The following is a 16,092-nucleotide window of genomic DNA, read 5'->3' as shown; positions in this document are numbered from 1 at the left end:
TTCCGGGAGGCGGGCCGTTTCGATTCAGGGCCTTACTTGATCACTTCGACGAACTCGACGTCGATCTCGCGGCCGACCAGGTCGCGGTCGACTTCGCCGGTCAGCTTGACCCGGGTCTTGTCGTTGATTTCCATCGGCGGGAAGTCTTCGTCGTCGATCTCCACCTTCATGCTGCCGGTGGCATCGCGGAACTCGTAGATGTCGCCCTTGATGCGCTTGACGATGGTGCCCTGGAGGACCACCGGGGTGTCGTCGGCGGCTTCCAGCGCGGCCTTCACCGTGGTGGTGGTCGGGGTAGCGCCCGGGCCGGTATAGCCGGCGGCCAGGGTGACGGTGGAGAACAGGCCGATGGCAGCGATGAGGGGCAGGTGACGAAGTTTCATGGGTAACGCCTCGTAGTTGGTTTCGATGGGTCCAGGCTACGAAGCCTTGCTGAAACCAGGCTTAATCGGCGCTTAAGCGAAGCTTAATCGGCGTCGCTGGTGGCCAGGCGCTCGCCGCTCTTCTTGCGGAACACGTAGAACAGGTTCGGCTCGCTGACCATGTAGATGGTGCCCTCGTCGTCGATGGCCACCCCTTCGGCGCGCGGGATCTTGCTGTCCAGGCCGTTGAAGCCGCCGAGCAGGCTGATGAAGCTGACCGGCTCGCCCTTCTCGTCCAGCTCCAGCAGCAGATGCGATTCGGCCGACAGCACCAGGGTATGGCCGGTACGCGGGTCGACGCTGAGGGCCGAGACGTTGCGCATGTACAGGTCGTCGCTCGGTAGCGCGGTCATCGCCCCGCTCAGGCTCGGCCCGCCGTCGCTCTTCCAGCTGAACAGGGTCATCGGATCGCGCTCCTTGCTCAGCAACAGACGCTGCTGGCGCGGATCCCAGGCGATGCCCTCGAAGCCCTTGTTCTTCTTGCCGATATTGCCCAGCGGGAATTCGGCCAGGCTCTTGGTGCTCAGCTCGGCGGTCTGCGGGTCGACATGGAAGATGGTCAGGGTATTGCGGCGCTCGTCGGTCACCGCGACGTTGCCGTTCTCCAGCACCGCCACGCCTTCGGGATTGCTCAGGCCGAGCAGCGGGATAGTGCGCAGCACGTCGCCGGTGAGCGACAGCTCCACCAGCAGCGGCCGCTTGCCGGTAACGGTGAACAGGGTCCTGGTTGCCGGGTTGTAGGCCAGGTCCGAGGTTTCTTCCTCCTCCAGGCCCTGCAACGGCTTGGCGTCGATCACCACCCGATAGCCCGGCAGCCAGATGCTTTCGTCGCGCTGCTGCTGGCTGGCCTGGCTTTCCTTCCACCAAAGGCCGGCGCGATCGTCCCAATGCATGACGATGGTCAGCACCACGCCGACGAGCACGACGAACGCCGGCAGCAGCCAGCGGAAACGGGGAAGCTTGGAGGCAAGGGACATGGGCGAGGCTCGACTGTTTGGCCAGGTGTTTTCTTGGGCGTCGCCATGAAAGGGCATTGCCCCCGGCCTGTCAATCGAAGCGTCGGCCAGCCGACCGACAGTCGTTTCCGCTGCCGGCGCTAGGGAGGCCGGCCGCACCCGGCGGCCGCAGCGGTTCAGAGCACGCGGGTCTCGAAACGGCTGGCGCCCGGCAATTCGAGCAGCAACTCGTCGCCGCTGTTCAGCGGCCCGACCCCGGACGGCGTGCCGGTCAGCACCACATCGCCGGCCTGTAGCGAGAAATGCCCGGCGATGTGCTGGATCAGCGGCACGATCGGATTGAGCATGTCGCGGCTGTTGCCGTCCTGGCGCACCTCGCCGTTGATGGTCAGGCGGATGCCGATGTCGGTCGGGTCGGGAAACTGGTCGGCGTTCACGAACGGCGACAGCACGCCGGCGCCATCGAAGCTCTTTGCCAGCTCCCAGGGCAGGCCCTTTTCCTTCAGTTTCGCCTGGACCTCGCGCAAGGTCAGGTCCAGCGCCGGCGCATAGCCGGAGATCGCGTCGAGGACCTCCTCGCGGTTCGGCTTGCGCGACAGCGGCTTGCCGATCAGCACGGCGATTTCCGCCTCGTAGTGTACCGAGCCGCGCTCCTGCGGCAGGCTCAGCCCGCCGCTCACCGGCACCACGCAGGAGCCGGGCTTGATGAACAGCAGCGGCTCGGTGGGAACCGGGTTGTTCAGTTCCTTGGCGTGTTCGGCGTAGTTGCGCCCGACGCAGACCAGCTTGCCCAGGGGGAAGTGGATCGGGGTGCCGTCGATATATTGATGCTGGTAACTCATTTACCGACTCCTGAACGGGTGGAAAGGCATCCGTGGCGCCCGCCACAGACGAGAAGGGCCGGATGACCGGCCCTCTGCGTTGCGACACCTGCTACTCGGCGAAGATCTTGCCGGGATTCATGATCCCGTTGGGGTCGAACACCGCCTTCAGTGCCTTCATATAGGCAATTTCGGTTTCCGAGCGGGTGTAGGTCAAGTAGTCGCGCTTGGTCATGCCCACGCCATGCTCGGCGGAAATCGAGCCGTTGTACTTCTCGACGGTCTCGAACACCCACTTGTTGACGGTCGCGCACTTGGCGAAGAACTCGTCCTTGCCGAGGTTTTCCGGCTTGAGGATGTTCAGGTGCAGGTTGCCGTCGCCGATGTGGCCGAACCACACCACCTCGAAGTCCGGGTAGTTGGCCTCGACGATGGCGTCGATGTCCTTGAGGAAGGCGGGCACCCGGGAAACCGTGACCGAGATGTCGTTCTTGTACGGCGTCCAGTGGGAGATGGTCTCGGAGATGTACTCGCGCAGCTTCCACAGGTTCTGCAACTGCTGCTCGCTCTGGCTCATCACCCCGTCCAGCACCCAGCCCTGCTCGACGCAGTGCTCGAAGGTGGCCAGCGCCTCGTTGGCGACTTCCTCGGTGGTCGCCTCGAACTCCAGCAGGGCGTAGAACGGGCAGTCGGTTTCGAACGCCCGCGGTACGTCGCCACGGGCCAGGACCTTGGCCAGGGCCTTGTCGGAGAAGAACTCGAAGGCGGTCAGGTCGAGCTTGCTCTGGAAGGCATGCAGCACCGGCATGATCGAGTCGAAGTCGGGCGTGCCGAGGACCATAGCGGTGAGGTTCTTCGGCGTGCGCTCCAGGCGCATGGTCGCCTCGACCACGAAGCCCAGGGTGCCTTCGGCGCCGATGAACAGCTGGCGCATATCGTAGCCGGTGGCGTTCTTGATCAGGTCCTTGTTCAGTTCGAGCAGGTCGCCCTTGCCAGTGACGACCTTCATCCCGGCCACCCAGTTACGGGTCATGCCGTAGCGAATGACCTTGATCCCGCCGGCATTGGTGCCGATATTGCCGCCGATCTGGCTGGAACCGGAAGAAGCGAAGTCAACCGGGTAGTACAGGCCGTTTTCCTCGGCGAAGGTCTGCAGTTGCTTGGTAACCACGCCCGGCTGGCAGACTACGGTGCGGTCGAAGGCATTGAAGTCGAGTATCCGGTTCATGTAGTCGAAGGCCACCACGACTTCGCCGTTGGCCGCCACGGCCGCGGCGGAGAGCCCGGTACGACCGCCCGACGGGACCAGACCGACCTTGTGCTGGTTGGCCCAGCGGACGATCGCCTGGACCTGCTCGACGCTCTTGGGGAACACGATGGCCAGCGGCGCAGGGGCGAAATGCTTGGTCCAGTCCTTGCCGTAGGCGTCCAGGGAGGCGGCGTCGTCGAGCAGCTTGCCAGGCTCGACCAGGGGCTTGAGCGATTCGATCAGGGCTTCGCGGGTCATTCGGGAACTCTCAAATGATTCATGGTCGTCCTGAGAACAACTCAGGTCGCAACCGGGCAAGGAAAAGGGAGAACATGCTAGCATACGCCCCCCGCGCTTAGTGCCTCTGGGCGCCGAGTTGCGGGTGCCGGCCAGCGCCGGCCGGACCCGCTTCGCGCAGTTCGCTTTCCAGCCACTTCCTCCGGGACAACAGGTTTACGCAGATGAGCAAGACCTCTCTCGACAAGAGCAAGATCAAGTTCCTTCTTCTCGAAGGTGTCCACCAGAACGCCGTGGACACGCTGAAGGCCGCCGGCTACACCAACATCGAGTACCTCAAGACCGCGCTTTCCGGCGACGAGCTGAAGGAAAGGATCGCCGATGCGCACTTCATCGGCATTCGCTCCCGCACCCAGCTGACCGAAGAGGTCTTCGACTGCGCGAAGAAACTGATCGCGGTCGGCTGCTTCTGCATCGGCACCAACCAGGTCGACCTCAACGCCGCCCGCGAACGCGGTATCGCCGTGTTCAACGCGCCCTACTCGAACACCCGCTCTGTGGCTGAGCTGGTACTGGCCGAGGCGATCCTGCTGCTGCGCGGCATCCCGGAAAAGAACGCCTCCTGCCATCGCGGCGGCTGGATCAAGAGCGCGGCGAATTCCTTCGAGATCCGTGGCAAGAAGCTCGGCATCGTCGGCTACGGCTCGATCGGCACCCAGCTCTCGGTACTCGCCGAGGCCCTGGGCATGCAGGTGTTCTTCTACGACACCGTGACCAAGCTGCCGCTGGGCAACGCGGTGCAGATCGGCAGCCTGCACGAGCTGCTGGGCATGTCCGACATCGTCTCGCTGCACGTTCCCGAACTGCCCTCCACCCAGTGGATGATCGGCGAGAAGGAAATCCGCGCGATGAAGAAGGGCGGCATCCTGATCAACGCCGCGCGCGGCACAGTGGTCGAGCTGGACCACCTGGCCGCCGCGATCAAGGACGAGCACCTGATCGGCGCCGCCATCGACGTGTTCCCGGTCGAGCCGAAATCCAACGACGAGGAATTCGCCAGCCCGCTGCGTGGCCTGGACCGGGTGATCCTGACCCCGCACATCGGCGGCTCCACCGCCGAGGCACAGGCCAACATCGGCCTGGAAGTGGCGGAGAAGCTGGTCAAGTACAGCGACAACGGCACCTCGGTGTCCTCGGTCAACTTCCCCGAAGTGGCCCTGCCGTCGCACCCGGGCAAGCACCGCCTGCTGCACATCCACGCCAACATCCCCGGCGTGATGAGCGAGATCAACAAGGTCTTCGCCGACAACGGCATCAACGTTTCCGGCCAGTACCTGCAAACCAACGAGAAGGTCGGCTACGTAGTGATCGACGTCGATGCCGAGTACTCGGACCTGGCCCTGGAGAAACTCCAGCAGGTCAACGGTACCATCCGTAGCCGCGTGCTGTTCTAAGGCAGCGTCCGGCGGAAAGGAAAAAGGAGGCCCAGCGGCCTCCTTTTTTCGTTTCCGTCACTTGACGGTAACGGTGATCTTCTCCGACTCCACGGTCGGCTCCAGCGGCACGTGGTTCTTGTCGCCCACCAGCAGTTGCAGGGTGTGCTTGCCCGGCGGCAGGGTGATCTCGGTTTCGGTCTGGCCCTTGCCGAAGTGGCGGATGTTGTCGGTCATCGGCAGCGGCAGGTTCATCGCCGGCTGCTCCTTCAGGTCCACCAACAGGTGATGGTGGCCGGTATCCGGCATGTCGACGCCGGCCGGCGCCACGCCCATGCCTTTCAGGCCGAATTTCACGGTGAAGGTCTTGTCGACGGTTGCACCATCGGCCGGCGTGATGAAATACACTTTCGCCCCTTCGGGCGCCTTCGTCCGGGGCAGGTCGGCAGCCATCAGGCTGGCGGATGCGCCGAACATCAGGGCGGCTAGACCGAGGCAAGGCAATGTCACTCTCATGGGAGTCTCCTGTTTTCACTTCCGTTAGCACCCGGGAAACACCACTGGACGGAATTTCCCCGGCACTCTTCGTGCCTTCCGAATCAGGGAAAGGCATCGCTGGCACAGCGATTTCCACTGCGAAGCCCGTGTTAGAGCGGCGCTCGCGCACATAATCCGGGTCAATGCCCGCAACCCCTGGAAAGACCGCATGCAACCCAGTAGGTTCGCGATTGTCCAGGACGCGGGCCCGGCTAAGCTGAACGAACAGCATAGGCCCGACCGACGTTCATTCCCACCCGAGGAGTACTACATGCGATTTCTGCCCCGCCTGCTGATGCTGGTATCCCTGGCCGCTCCGCTGGCCCATGCCGAGCTGCTCGACGACGTCCACCAGCGCGGCGCCCTGCGCATCGCCCTGGAGGGCACCTATCCGCCGTTCAACTTCAAGCAGGGCGGCAAGCTCACCGGCTTCGAGACCGAACTGGGCGAACTGCTGGCCGCCGAACTGGCGGTCAAGCCGGAATTCGTCACCACCGAATGGAGCGGCATCCTCGCCGGCCTGCAGAGCGGCAAGTACGACATCGCGCTGAACCAGGTCTCGGTGAACGAGCAGCGGCGCAAGGTCTTCGACTTCAGCGAGCCATACACCATCTCCAGCGCCCAGTTGATCGTGCGTGCCGACGAAACCCGCCAGTTCAAGTCGCTGGAAGACCTCAAGGGCCTCAAGCTCGGCGTCGGCCAGGGCACCAACTACGCCGACCTGGCGAAGTCGGTGGCCGGCGTCAACGTGCGCACCTATCCGGGCGCCCCGGAATACCTGCAGGACCTGGCCAGCAAACGCATCGACGCGGCGCTCAACGACCGCCTGCTGATCCCCTTCGCCATCCGCGAGGCCAAGCTGCCGGTCAAGCCCGGCGCGGCGGTGGGACCGGTGGCGAACATGGCGATTCCCTACCGGAAGAACAATCCGAAGTTCGGCGAGGCGCTGAATGCGGCGCTGGAGAAGATCAAGGCCGACGGCCGCTTCGCCAAGCTCTCGGAAAAGTGGTTCGGCCTGGACGTCAGCCAGCCGCCGAAGTGAGCTCCCGCCCGAACGGGGGAAGCGGCCGCGCCCGAGAGACGCGGCCGTCGTGTTTGTCGATGGAGTGTTGAATGAATTCGCTGCAGAAATTGCTCGAATGGCTCGCCAACCTGGTCGAGCTGCTCGGGATGGCCTGGCCCTTCCTGCTCCAGGGCGCGATGTATACCGTGCTGTTCGCCGCGGTATCGATGGTCCTGGGCCTGATCCTCGGCTTCAGCGTCGCGGTGGTCCGGGTGACCAAGGTGCCGGTGGTCTCGCAGATCGCCGCGGTCTACGTCAGCGCCTTCCGCGGGACGCCACTGCTGGTGCAGATCTTCGTCCTGTACTACGGGCTGCCGAGCGTAGGCATCGAGTTCACCCCGGTCACCGCGGGCATCCTGGCGCTGACCCTGAATGTCGCGGCCTATCTCTCGGAGTCCATGCGCGGGGCGATCCTCGGCATCGACAAGGGACAATGGGAAGCCGGGCTCTCGGTCGGCCTGACCTGGGGCCAGACCCTGTGGAACATCATCACCCCGCAGGCCCTGCGCCTGGCGGTGCCGAGCCTGTCGAACAGCCTGATCAGCCTGATCAAGGACACCTCGCTGATCTCCGTGATCACCGTGACCGAACTGATGCTGGCGACCAAGGAGGTCATCGCCGAGACCTTCCAGCCGCTGCCGCTCTATCTCGCCGCCGCCGGGATCTACTGGCTGCTTTCGGCACTCTTCGAGCGTGTGCAGAAAGCCCTGGAGAACCGCCTGACCGCGCCGCTGCGGCGCTGAGTTCAGCCGCCGGCGTCGAGGCCGGCCAGGCAGACCGCGGCGCGGTCCAGTTCATCCTCGTTGAATACCAGCACGCCCATGCGCTTGAGGGCGGCGGCGGTAACGCCCTCGCCGGCGACCCGGTTGCCGTTGAAGCGCCCGTCGTAGTTCTCCAGGTTGCCGCAGGAAGGACTGCGCGCCTTGAGCACGGCCATCCGGATGTCATGGCGGCGGACCAGTTCCACTGCCGCCTCCGCACCCAGCAGGAATGCTTCGCTGACATCCTCGCCGTCGACGGTGAAGACCCGGTTCAGCCGGTCCAGCACTTCGCCGCCCTGGCCGCCGGGGATCTCCGCTGGCGGGCGGGGCGTCGGCAGGCCTCCGGCGACCTCCGGGCAAAGGGCGACGATCCGCCCCTGCGCATGCCAGCGCGAGAGCAGGTCGAACGGGCCATGGCTGCCACCGTCGTAGCGCACCAGGTGGCCCAGCAGGCAACGGCTGACCAGAACCTTCTGCATGGATGCTCCACCCCTTTGACAGGCACACAGAGTAGCCCGCCGCTCGCCGATGGTCACGCCCGGTAACAGTAGCCGGGAAACACCAGGGAAACCCGCCCTCGACCCAACCGGAGTTAGGCCTCGCGGTCGCGCTCCAGCGCCCGTATGGCGGGGACCAGGGCTATTTCTTGCCGATCCTTAGGATAGAACTGCGGGCGGCCCATGGCGAACCTCCGCCGCCCCGAGCAGACTGGCTTCCCGCGCAACCGCGAAGGACCCGCCCGTCATGCTCCCGACCCGCTCGCTTCTACCGTTTTTCCTGGCCCCCGCGTTGCTCGCCAGCGCCAGCCAGGCGGCCATGGAGGCCCTGGACAACGACAGTCTCAGCCAGGTCACCGGCCAGGCCGGCATCAGCCTGCGCCTGGACCTGCGCGCCGGCGCGGCCAGGGTCGCCTGGGTGGACGACGGCGGCAGCCTCTCGCTGCGCAACCTGGTGATCGACAACGGCTGCGTGAAGGCCGGCGACTGCCCGGACGGGCGCGGCGGCAACATCCCCCTGGGCGCCGCCCAGCTCGGCCTGAGCCTGCCGATCTTCGGCGTCGAGCAGCCGACCCTGGCACTGGACGTGACCACCGGCAGCGGCGGCGGGCAGCAACTGGCGATCAGCCTGCCGGACCTCGCCACGATCAACGACCAGTTGATCGCCAGCGGCCTGCCGGCGCAGCGCATCCGCCTGCGGGTGGCCAGCGACCTGTACATCGGCGACAACTCGATCGGCCGCATCGAACTGCGCGACATCACCGACCTGCGCGGCACGATCAAGGTCTGGGGTCACTGAGGCGGCGACGCCGCCGAGGGTTCAGGAAAGTTGCAGGAGGGATTCGTTGCGCCGGCGGAACCAGCCGGTCAGCGACAGCCGGTCGCGGCTGGCGGGCAGGACTTCGTGCTCGGTGCCGGCGGACATGAACACCACCAGGCTACCGCCCGTCGGCTGGATGTCCACCTGCCGCTGCGGCAGGTGCAGGCGCAGCGCGCCGCCATGCTCGGGCAACCAGGCATCGTTGAGGTAGAGAACCGCGGAGACGGTGCGTGCGTCGTCGTCGCGGAAACGATCGACATGCTTCTGGTAATAGGCGCCCGGCGGGTACAGCGCGAAGTGGCACTCGAAATCCTCGAGGCCGAGGAACAGCGAGGCGTTGAGCGCCTGGCGCAAGCTGTCCATCACCCCCAGGTATTCGTCGCAGGCCTCGGATTCTCCGGGCTCCAGCCATTGCGTGAGGTCGCCGCGGATGCCTTCGCGGATCACCTGGCCGTCGCCGCGGCCGATCGCCGCCGGGGTCAGGTCGCCCGCGACCGCACGGGTGCGGCACTCTTCGGCCAATCTGGTGGTCAGACGCTCAGGCATGAAGATGCTCTGGTGCGACCAGCCCTGGTCGACCAGTTCATCGACGATGCGATGCAGGAGTGGATGATTGACGTTGATGTGCATTGTCCATTGTAGCGTGCCGCCCCGGTGTCTCGACAAGCGGTCCGCCGCATGTCGACAATAGCGCCCCATGGACGGCACCACCCGAACGACGAGGCTTTCGCCGCCAAAGGAGTATCAATGCGCGCTTTGCTCGCCTTCGCTTTACTGCTGGTTGGTCTGCCCGCCCTGGCCGACCCTTATCAACGCCTGTACCAGGCCGCTGGCTGGCCCGACCAGCGCGCGCATTTCAGCGATGCCCTGGACGCGGCGCAGAAGCGCTACCAGGACAAGCTGCCGCCCGCGCTCTACCAGACCCTGGTGGACAACAGCAATCGCCGCTTCGCCCCGGCCGAAGTCGACCAGCGCGCCCTCAACGGCCTGCGCGAGAACCTGCCGGACAGCGCCAGCCCGCTGAATTTCTTCGAGTCGCCGCTGGGGCGCAAGGTGGTCGCCGCCGAGGTGCTCGCCACCCGCCGCGACCAGTTGCTCCAGCACAGCAACGGCCTGCCGCGGCAGAACGCCAGCGAGCCACGCCGGGCCCTGGTGAAGCGCCTGGCCCAGGTCCTTCCGGCCCGAGAGGCCGGCGCGGAAGTCAGCCTGGCCCTGGCCGGGGTCGCCGCCGACAGCCTCAGCCAGATGCTTCCGGGCCTCCCCGGCCTGCTTGGCGGCGGACAGACCGGCCAGTTGCTGGAAGGCCAGCGCCAGCGCCTGGTGCAGCAGATCGGCGCGGACCTGGAGAACACCCTGCTGTATGTCTACCGCGATCTCTCCGATGCGGAACTCACCCAGTACGTGAACTTCGCCGAGTCGCCGGCCGGCCGCAGCTACTACCAGGCGGCCCTGGCCGCGCTGAAAGCCGGCCTGGCGGTGGACCAGGCGGTCGCCCCCTGATCGACGCGGGGCCTGGAACTCAGGCCCCCAGCGCGTCGCTCAGGAAATCGAAATAGCGCCGCCGCAGCCCCTCGCTTTCGTTCGCCAGGTGATGGCGCGCCTCTTCCAGCAACAGTATCCGCGGCTCGTCGAATTTCTCCCGCAGCACCTTCAGGCCATGGCGCCAGTCCACCGTCTCGTCGGACTCGCCCTGCACCACCAGGGGGCTCAGGGCACGCCGAGGTGCCCGCTCGATGCGCGGCACCCAGCGGGTCAGCGCGCCGACCCAGGCGGTCGGCAGGGTGCGTGGCTGCAACGGATCGTGCTCGCGGAGGAAGTCGAGGAACTGCGGATCGCTGGAGTTCTCCGAGAAGCGCCGCGGGATCGAGTCGACGAACGGGCTCAGCAGGCGGTAGCTGAGCTTCGACCAGCCCCAGGCGCGCGGGCGCACCAGCGGCGCCAGGAGAATCGTCTCGCCCAGCTCGGGACGTTCGCCGCCGTGCAGCAGGTAGTCCAGCAGGATCGCCCCCCCGGTGCTTTGTCCGCAGAGGTGCCAGGGCGCCGCCAGGTCGAGTTCGGCAGCCTGGCCCAGCAGGCCCTTGAACACCGCCTGGTATTCGGCGAAGTCGCGGATGCTGGCCCGCTCGCCTTCGGACAGGCCATGCCCCGGCAGGTCGCAGGCGAGCACCGAGAAGCCCATGCCCAGCGCCCAGTCGACCACGTGCCGATACAGTCCCATGTGGTCGTAATAGCCATGCATCAGCAACAGGCTGCCGCGCGCTTCCGGCAGCAGCCAGGCCTGCACCGCCAGGCGGCGCCCGTCGACCGTCATGCTGCCGAGCCGCGCTTGCAGGCGCGGATGGCGGGAGCGCAGGTCCAGGCCGTAGTAGGCCTGGTAGGCGAGGACGGCGGCGTCCGCCTCGGCCGCGGCCAAGGGTCGCAGGTGCTGGCGCAGGTAATCGGGGTTGAAGGCTTCTGACATCGGCGGTTCCGGGCTGCAATCGATTCGTGGCCGGGCCACGGGCGAAACCCAGGGATATTCAGCTGCGCGCGAACACATGGCAAGCTTGGCACCCGTTTTCCGTGTGAATGCCATGACTCCCCGCCGCAAGACGCTCCTCGTCAGCCTGGTCGGCCTGCTCTGGGCCGGCGGCCTGCTCGCCGCCTACTGGTGGTTCGAGATCCGCTACATCCGCCCGTTCAGCGAGCAGACCACCCTGTTCTCCGGCGACAGCCTGCGCCTGCCGGCCGAGCTGGCCGGGCCGGGGGCGATCCGCCTGGTGCATTTCTGGGACCCGGCCTGCCCCTGCAACGTCGGCAACCAGCAGCACCTCGGCGAGCTGATCGAACGCTTCGCCGGCAAGGGCGTGGAGTTCCATGTCCTGCAGAAGCCTGGCAGCCAGGGCCGCCTGCCGGACAACCTGGCCGCCCTGCGCCCCCTCGCCGGTCTGCCCGGTTCCGAGCAGTTGCCGGCCAGCCCGGCCGTGGCGATCTGGGACCGCGACGGCCGCCTGGCCTACTTCGGCCCCTATAGCGAGGGCGCGGTATGCACCTCCAGCAACAGCTTCATCGAACCGATCCTCGAAGCGCTGCTGCAGGGACGTCCGGTGGATGCCACCCATACCCTCGCCGTGGGTTGCTACTGCCCCTGGACCCCGGAAAAAGGCTGACCTGGCTCAACACCGGGCCTTCCGGAGGGGGCGCCGGAAGGCGTAGCGGCTACACTGCCCGGGTCGGCCCACGAGGGGCCGTTGCCGAACCAAGGAGTCGCTGCATGTCCCTACGTCCCACCCTCGCCCTGCTCGCCCTCGTCAGCCTGCCACTGATGGCCGCCCAGAACGACCCTCAGCCCAGCAGCAAGGAACTGATGAAGGAGCACCAGGCGCAGATCCAGAACGACCTGGCCGACGTCGACTACAAGCGCAAGCGCATCGTCGAGGCCAACATGAACCTCACCGACCAGGAAGGCGAGAAGTTCTGGCCGATCTACAACACCTACCGCACCGAGTCGGACAAGCTCAGCAAGGAAACCCTCAAGCTCCTGCTCGACTACGCCCAGGCCTACAACAGCGGCAACGTCAGCGACGACCAGGCGAGCAAGCTGATCGAGCGTGTCGACGACCTCCAGGAGGACCGTCTGGAACTGCGCGACAAGTACGTCAAGCGCATCGCCAAGAACGTCTCGCCCAAGCGCGCCATGCGCTTCCTGCAGATCGAGATCCAGCTCGACGCCATCGCCACCCTGGAGATCGGCCGTCAGGTACCGCTGGTCGAGTAACCCTCTTCCCGCTTCGCCAGCCGCGCCCTGTATTGCTCCGGGGGCGCGGCGTGCCAGCGGCGAAAGGCCCGGTAGAACGGCGACAGCTCGGCGAACCCGCAAGCCTTGGCCACCTCGCGGATGGCGCGACCGGCCAACAGCATCTCGCTCGCCCGCTGCCGGCGAACCTCATCGCGAACCTGCCGGAAACTCGCTCCCCCAGCGGCCAGCGCACGCTGCAAGGCACCGCTGCCAAGGCCCAGCTCCGCCGCGCACTGGCGCAAGCCATAGCCCTCCCCGAGGCGCAGCTCGATCAGGTAGCGCACGCGATTGAGCAAGCGGTTCTCGCTGAGTTCGCGGGACTGTTCTTCCGCGTGGCGGGCCAGCACGTCATGCATGTCCGGATTGGCGTTGCGCGAAGGACGCCGCAGCAAGGCGGCGGAAAACGCCAGGGCATCGTGCGGCCGCGAGAACAGCGGCAGCCTGCCGAACAACCGGCGGTGTTCGCCCAGCCGCGGCGGGGCTCGGTGGCGGAACTCGATGCGCTCGGCGACGAACTCGTCGTCGCTGATCAGCGCCAGCAGCTTGAGGAACAGCAGCATCAGGCATTCGATCTGCTGGCGCAGCGAGGCATAGCCCAGGTAGTTGATGTCGAGGATCAGCCTTGCCGTTTCCCCTTCGACCTCGAGGCGCGCGGCGAAACCGCCGGAGAGAATGTGCTGGAAACGCACGAAGCTGCGCAGCGCCTCCTCCAGGTCGCGCGCGGACAGCAGCAGGTAGCCGACCACATCGAGCAGGCGCGGCTTCATTGCCTCGCCCAGGTGCAGGCCGATGTCGGCATCGCCGGTCACCGCCGCCAGCTCGGTCCAGAACAACGGGGCGTTGTCATGCACCAGGCGGCCGCCCAGGGTCGGCGGCGGCAGCGGGATACGCCGGTAGACGCTGCGGTAGACGCGGGTGGGGTCGAGCCCGAGGGCGTCCAGGGCTTCATACAACAGACGCCGCAACGTGGCGGAATGGGTCAGGGGGCTGGTAGACGGGTCGTCCTGCATGGCGGCTCCTCGCGATTGACCAAAGACTTCCAGGGTCCGAGCATTCGGTCAATGCCGCGGGCCGGCGGCATCCGCAGAATGCTCGGCACTACAACAAGGAGAAAGGATCGATGAAACGCACCCTGACCGTGATCGCCGTGGCGGTCGCCGCCGCGGCTGCCGGCGGCGCCTGGTACCTCCATGCCAAGCAGCCGCTCCGCAACGGCTCGCTCGCCCTGGCCCACCTGCAGGCGCCGGTCGACGTGCGCTACGACGAGCGCGGGGTTCCGCACCTGTATGCGCAGAACCAGACCGACCTCTACCGCGCCCTCGGCTACGTGCACGCCCAGGACCGCCTGTTCCAGATGGAAATGCTGCGGCGCCTGGCGCGCGGCGAGCTGGCCGAAGTGCTCGGACCCAAGCTGGTGGATACCGACCGTCTGTTCCGCACCCTGCGCATCCGCGACCACGCCGCCGAATACAGCGCCCGCCAGGACAAGCAGTCGCAGCCCTGGAAAGTGCTGGAGGCCTACCTGGACGGGGTCAACCAGTTCCAGGAGAACAACCCGGCGCCGCTCGAATTCGATCTGCTGGGCATACCCAGGCGTCCCTTCACCCCCGAAGATACCCTGAGCATCGCCGGCTACATGGCCTACAGCTTCGCTGCCGCCTTCCGCACCGAGCCGGTGCTGACCTACATCCGCGACGAACTGGGCAGCGACTACCTGCGCATCTTCGATCTCGACTGGCATCCGCAGGGCGTGCTGACGCCCTCCGGCGCACTGGGCGCCGGCGACTGGAAGGACCTCGGCGCCCTCGCCCGTCTCAGCCAGCAGGCCCTGGAGGACGCCGGCCTGCCGCAGTTCGAGGGCAGCAACGCCTGGGTCGTCGCCGGCAGCCGCACCGCCAGCGGCAAGCCCCTGCTGGCCGGCGACCCGCATATCCGCTTCGCCGCGCCGGCGGTATGGTACGAGGCCCAGCTGAGCGCGCCCGGCTTCGAACTCTATGGCCACCACCAGGCGCTCAACCCCTTCGCCTCGCTGGGCCACAACCGTGCGTTCGGCTGGAGCCTGACGATGTTCCAGAACGACGACCTCGACCTGGTCGCCGAGAAGGTCAACCCGGACAACCCCAACCAGGTCTGGTACCAGGGCGAATGGGTCGACCTGCAGAGCGAGGAGCAGGAAATCGCGGTCAAGGGCGCTGCGCCGGTGAAGCTCACCCTGCGCCGCTCGCCCCACGGTCCGATCGTCAACGACGCGCTCGGCGCCAGCTCCGGCAAGACCCCGATCGCCATGTGGTGGGCTTTCCTCGAGACCGAGAACCCGGTGCTCGACGCCTTCTACCAGCTGAATCGCGCCGATACCCTGGCCAAGGCCCGCGCGGCGGCCTCGAAGATCCATTCGCCGGGACTCAACCTGGTCTGGGCCAACGCCGCCGGCGATATCGGCTGGTGGGCCTCGGCGGCCCTGCCGAAGCGGCCGGAGGGGGTGAACCCGAGCTTCATCCTCGACGGCAGCAAGGGCGAGGCGGACAAGTCCGGCTTCTATCCGTTCGCCGACAACCCACAGGAGGAAAACCCGGCGCGCGGCTATATCGTCTCCGCCAACTTCCAGCCGGTCCCGGCCAATGGCCGGCCGATTCCCGGCTACTACAACCTGGCGGACCGCGGCCAGTGGCTGGATACCCAACTGGCCGACCGCGGCACCAAATGGAACCTGGACAACAGCCGCGCGCTGCAACTCGGCAATCGCACCGGCTACGCGCCACGCCTGCTCGCACCCTTGCTGCCGGTCCTGCGCGAGGTGGTCGACGACGCCGAAGGCAAGCGCCTGGTCGAGCAACTGGCGGCCTGGAACGGCGACTACCCGGTCGACTCGACCGCCGCCACGCTGTTCAACCAGTTGCTGTTCCAGATTGCCGAGGGCGCCTTGCACGACGAACTGGGCGATGCCTTCTTCGACAGCCTGATCGCCACCCGCGCCATCGACAGCGCGCTGCCTCGGCTGGCTGGCGACGCCGACTCGCCCTGGTGGGACGACCGCCGCACAGAACGCCGGGAAACCCGCGCGGATATCGTCAGGACCGCCTGGAACGCCTCCCTCGCGCATCTGCGCAGCACCCTCGGCAACGACCCGTCCGGCTGGCTGTGGGGCAAGGCGCATACCCTGACCCACGAGCACGCCCTGGGCCAGCAAGCGCTGCTCAGGCGCCTTCTCAACGTCGGTCCGTTCGCCGCCCCCGGCACCCACGAGGTACCGAACAATCTGTCGGCGAAGATCGGCCCGGCCCCCTGGGCGGTCACCTACGGTCCATCGACCCGGCGCCTGGTGGACTTCGCCGACCCGACCCACAGCCTCGGCATCAACCCGGTCGGGCAGAGCGGCGTGCCCTTCGACGGCCACTACGACGACCAGGCCGAGGCCTACATCGAGGGCCACTACCTGCCGCAGCACTACGAGGAAAACGAGGTGAAGGCGAACAGCAAGGGCGTGCTGGTGCTGGAGCCGAAGCGCTGAGCCGGCCGGC

The 16,092-nt window shown here is 66.6% G+C and carries 17 protein-coding genes; 8 read left to right on the top strand and 9 right to left on the bottom strand.

Annotation, left to right across the window (positions count from 1 at the left end; genetic code table 11):
• Positions 1–32: 32 nt before the first annotated feature.
• The 4 genes from ACM0M4_RS01805 to ACM0M4_RS01790 form a co-directional block, all read right to left on the bottom strand.
• Positions 33–383: a NirD/YgiW/YdeI family stress tolerance protein gene (locus ACM0M4_RS01805; RefSeq protein WP_003084357.1), complete on the bottom strand. Its 351-nt coding sequence runs from the start codon at positions 381–383 to the stop codon at positions 33–35.
• 83 nt (positions 384–466) lie between these two features.
• The gene (locus ACM0M4_RS01800) at positions 467–1,456 is read right to left on the bottom strand and encodes an SdiA-regulated domain-containing protein (protein ID WP_003121726.1); all 990 of its coding nucleotides are present in this window, start codon (positions 1,454–1,456) and stop codon (positions 467–469) included.
• 98 nt (positions 1,457–1,554) lie between these two features.
• On the bottom strand, positions 1,555–2,220 hold the full coding sequence (locus ACM0M4_RS01795) for a fumarylacetoacetate hydrolase family protein (protein WP_003110705.1): 666 nt from the start codon (positions 2,218–2,220) through the stop codon (positions 1,555–1,557).
• A 91-nt stretch (positions 2,221–2,311) separates the two neighbouring features.
• Positions 2,312–3,706: an FAD-binding oxidoreductase gene (locus tag ACM0M4_RS01790; RefSeq protein WP_003112948.1), complete on the bottom strand. Its 1,395-nt coding sequence runs from the start codon at positions 3,704–3,706 to the stop codon at positions 2,312–2,314.
• 203 nt (positions 3,707–3,909) lie between these two features.
• On the opposite strand from ACM0M4_RS01790, the gene serA reads away from it, so the two are divergent.
• Positions 3,910–5,139, top strand: coding sequence for a phosphoglycerate dehydrogenase (gene serA / locus ACM0M4_RS01785; protein ID WP_003112947.1), 1,230 nt, complete (start codon positions 3,910–3,912; stop codon positions 5,137–5,139).
• Between the two features lie 57 nt (positions 5,140–5,196).
• On the opposite strand, the gene ACM0M4_RS01780 is transcribed toward serA, so the two are convergent.
• Entirely contained in the window at positions 5,197–5,634 is a 438-nt protein-coding gene (locus ACM0M4_RS01780; protein WP_003084345.1) for a DUF4399 domain-containing protein, read from the bottom strand.
• Positions 5,635–5,926: 292 nt separating this feature from the next.
• Between ACM0M4_RS01780 and ACM0M4_RS01775 the strand changes: the two genes are divergently transcribed.
• Together ACM0M4_RS01775 and ACM0M4_RS01770 are read left to right on the top strand one after the other, a co-directional pair.
• Complete coding sequence (locus ACM0M4_RS01775; protein ID WP_003112946.1) at positions 5,927–6,697, top strand: cystine ABC transporter substrate-binding protein; 771 nt, start codon at positions 5,927–5,929, stop codon at positions 6,695–6,697.
• A 71-nt stretch (positions 6,698–6,768) separates the two neighbouring features.
• A complete protein-coding gene (locus ACM0M4_RS01770; RefSeq protein WP_003084339.1) occupies positions 6,769–7,461 on the top strand; it encodes an amino acid ABC transporter permease in 693 nt (230 codons plus the stop codon).
• Positions 7,462–7,463: 2 nt separating this feature from the next.
• Here the strand turns inward: ACM0M4_RS01770 and ACM0M4_RS01765 are convergent, their stop codons facing one another.
• The gene (locus ACM0M4_RS01765; RefSeq protein ID WP_003112945.1) at positions 7,464–7,958 is read right to left on the bottom strand and encodes a DUF523 domain-containing protein; all 495 of its coding nucleotides are present in this window, start codon (positions 7,956–7,958) and stop codon (positions 7,464–7,466) included.
• A 265-nt stretch (positions 7,959–8,223) separates the two neighbouring features.
• Here ACM0M4_RS01765 and ACM0M4_RS01760 point away from each other — a divergent pair, with 265 nt between their 5' ends.
• Positions 8,224–8,775 carry a DUF6160 family protein gene (locus ACM0M4_RS01760; RefSeq protein WP_033999324.1) on the top strand — a complete coding sequence of 184 codons (552 nt, stop codon included), beginning with the start codon at positions 8,224–8,226 and terminating at the stop codon, positions 8,773–8,775.
• Between the two features lie 21 nt (positions 8,776–8,796).
• Here the strand turns inward: ACM0M4_RS01760 and ACM0M4_RS01755 are convergent, their stop codons facing one another.
• Positions 8,797–9,495, bottom strand: coding sequence for a 2OG-Fe(II) oxygenase (locus ACM0M4_RS01755; RefSeq protein ID WP_003118764.1), 699 nt, complete (start codon positions 9,493–9,495; stop codon positions 8,797–8,799).
• Positions 9,496–9,543: 48 nt separating this feature from the next.
• Between ACM0M4_RS01755 and ACM0M4_RS01750 the strand changes: the two genes are divergently transcribed.
• On the top strand, positions 9,544–10,296 hold the full coding sequence (locus ACM0M4_RS01750) for a hypothetical protein (protein ID WP_023089547.1): 753 nt from the start codon (positions 9,544–9,546) through the stop codon (positions 10,294–10,296).
• A 19-nt stretch (positions 10,297–10,315) separates the two neighbouring features.
• On the opposite strand, the gene ACM0M4_RS01745 is transcribed toward ACM0M4_RS01750, so the two are convergent.
• Entirely contained in the window at positions 10,316–11,257 is a 942-nt protein-coding gene (locus ACM0M4_RS01745) for an alpha/beta hydrolase (RefSeq protein ID WP_003459215.1), read from the bottom strand.
• A gap of 76 nt (positions 11,258–11,333) precedes the next feature.
• Between ACM0M4_RS01745 and ACM0M4_RS01740 the strand changes: the two genes are divergently transcribed.
• Together ACM0M4_RS01740 and ACM0M4_RS01735 are read left to right on the top strand one after the other, a co-directional pair.
• A complete protein-coding gene (locus ACM0M4_RS01740; RefSeq protein WP_003118762.1) occupies positions 11,334–11,945 on the top strand; it encodes a DUF6436 domain-containing protein in 612 nt (203 codons plus the stop codon).
• 104 nt (positions 11,946–12,049) lie between these two features.
• Positions 12,050–12,553 (top strand): transcriptional regulator, encoded by a 504-nt coding sequence (locus ACM0M4_RS01735; RefSeq protein WP_003112942.1) that lies wholly within the window; start codon positions 12,050–12,052, stop codon positions 12,551–12,553.
• Here ACM0M4_RS01735 and ACM0M4_RS01730 read toward each other — a convergent pair.
• Entirely contained in the window at positions 12,532–13,584 is a 1,053-nt protein-coding gene (locus ACM0M4_RS01730; protein ID WP_014602372.1) for an AraC family transcriptional regulator, read from the bottom strand. The genes ACM0M4_RS01735 and ACM0M4_RS01730 overlap by 22 nt on opposite strands.
• A gap of 110 nt (positions 13,585–13,694) precedes the next feature.
• Here ACM0M4_RS01730 and hacB point away from each other — a divergent pair, with 110 nt between their 5' ends.
• A complete protein-coding gene (gene hacB / locus ACM0M4_RS01725) occupies positions 13,695–16,082 on the top strand; it encodes an N-acylhomoserine lactone acylase HacB (protein WP_003142587.1) in 2,388 nt (795 codons plus the stop codon).
• Positions 16,083–16,092: the final 10 nt, after the last annotated feature.

The sequence above is a fragment of the Pseudomonas sp. 18-147 genome (genome assembly GCF_051048045.1).
In the GTDB taxonomy this organism is placed as follows: domain Bacteria; phylum Pseudomonadota; class Gammaproteobacteria; order Pseudomonadales; family Pseudomonadaceae; genus Pseudomonas; species Pseudomonas aeruginosa.
This window is presented reverse-complemented; position numbering and strand designations above follow the sequence as displayed.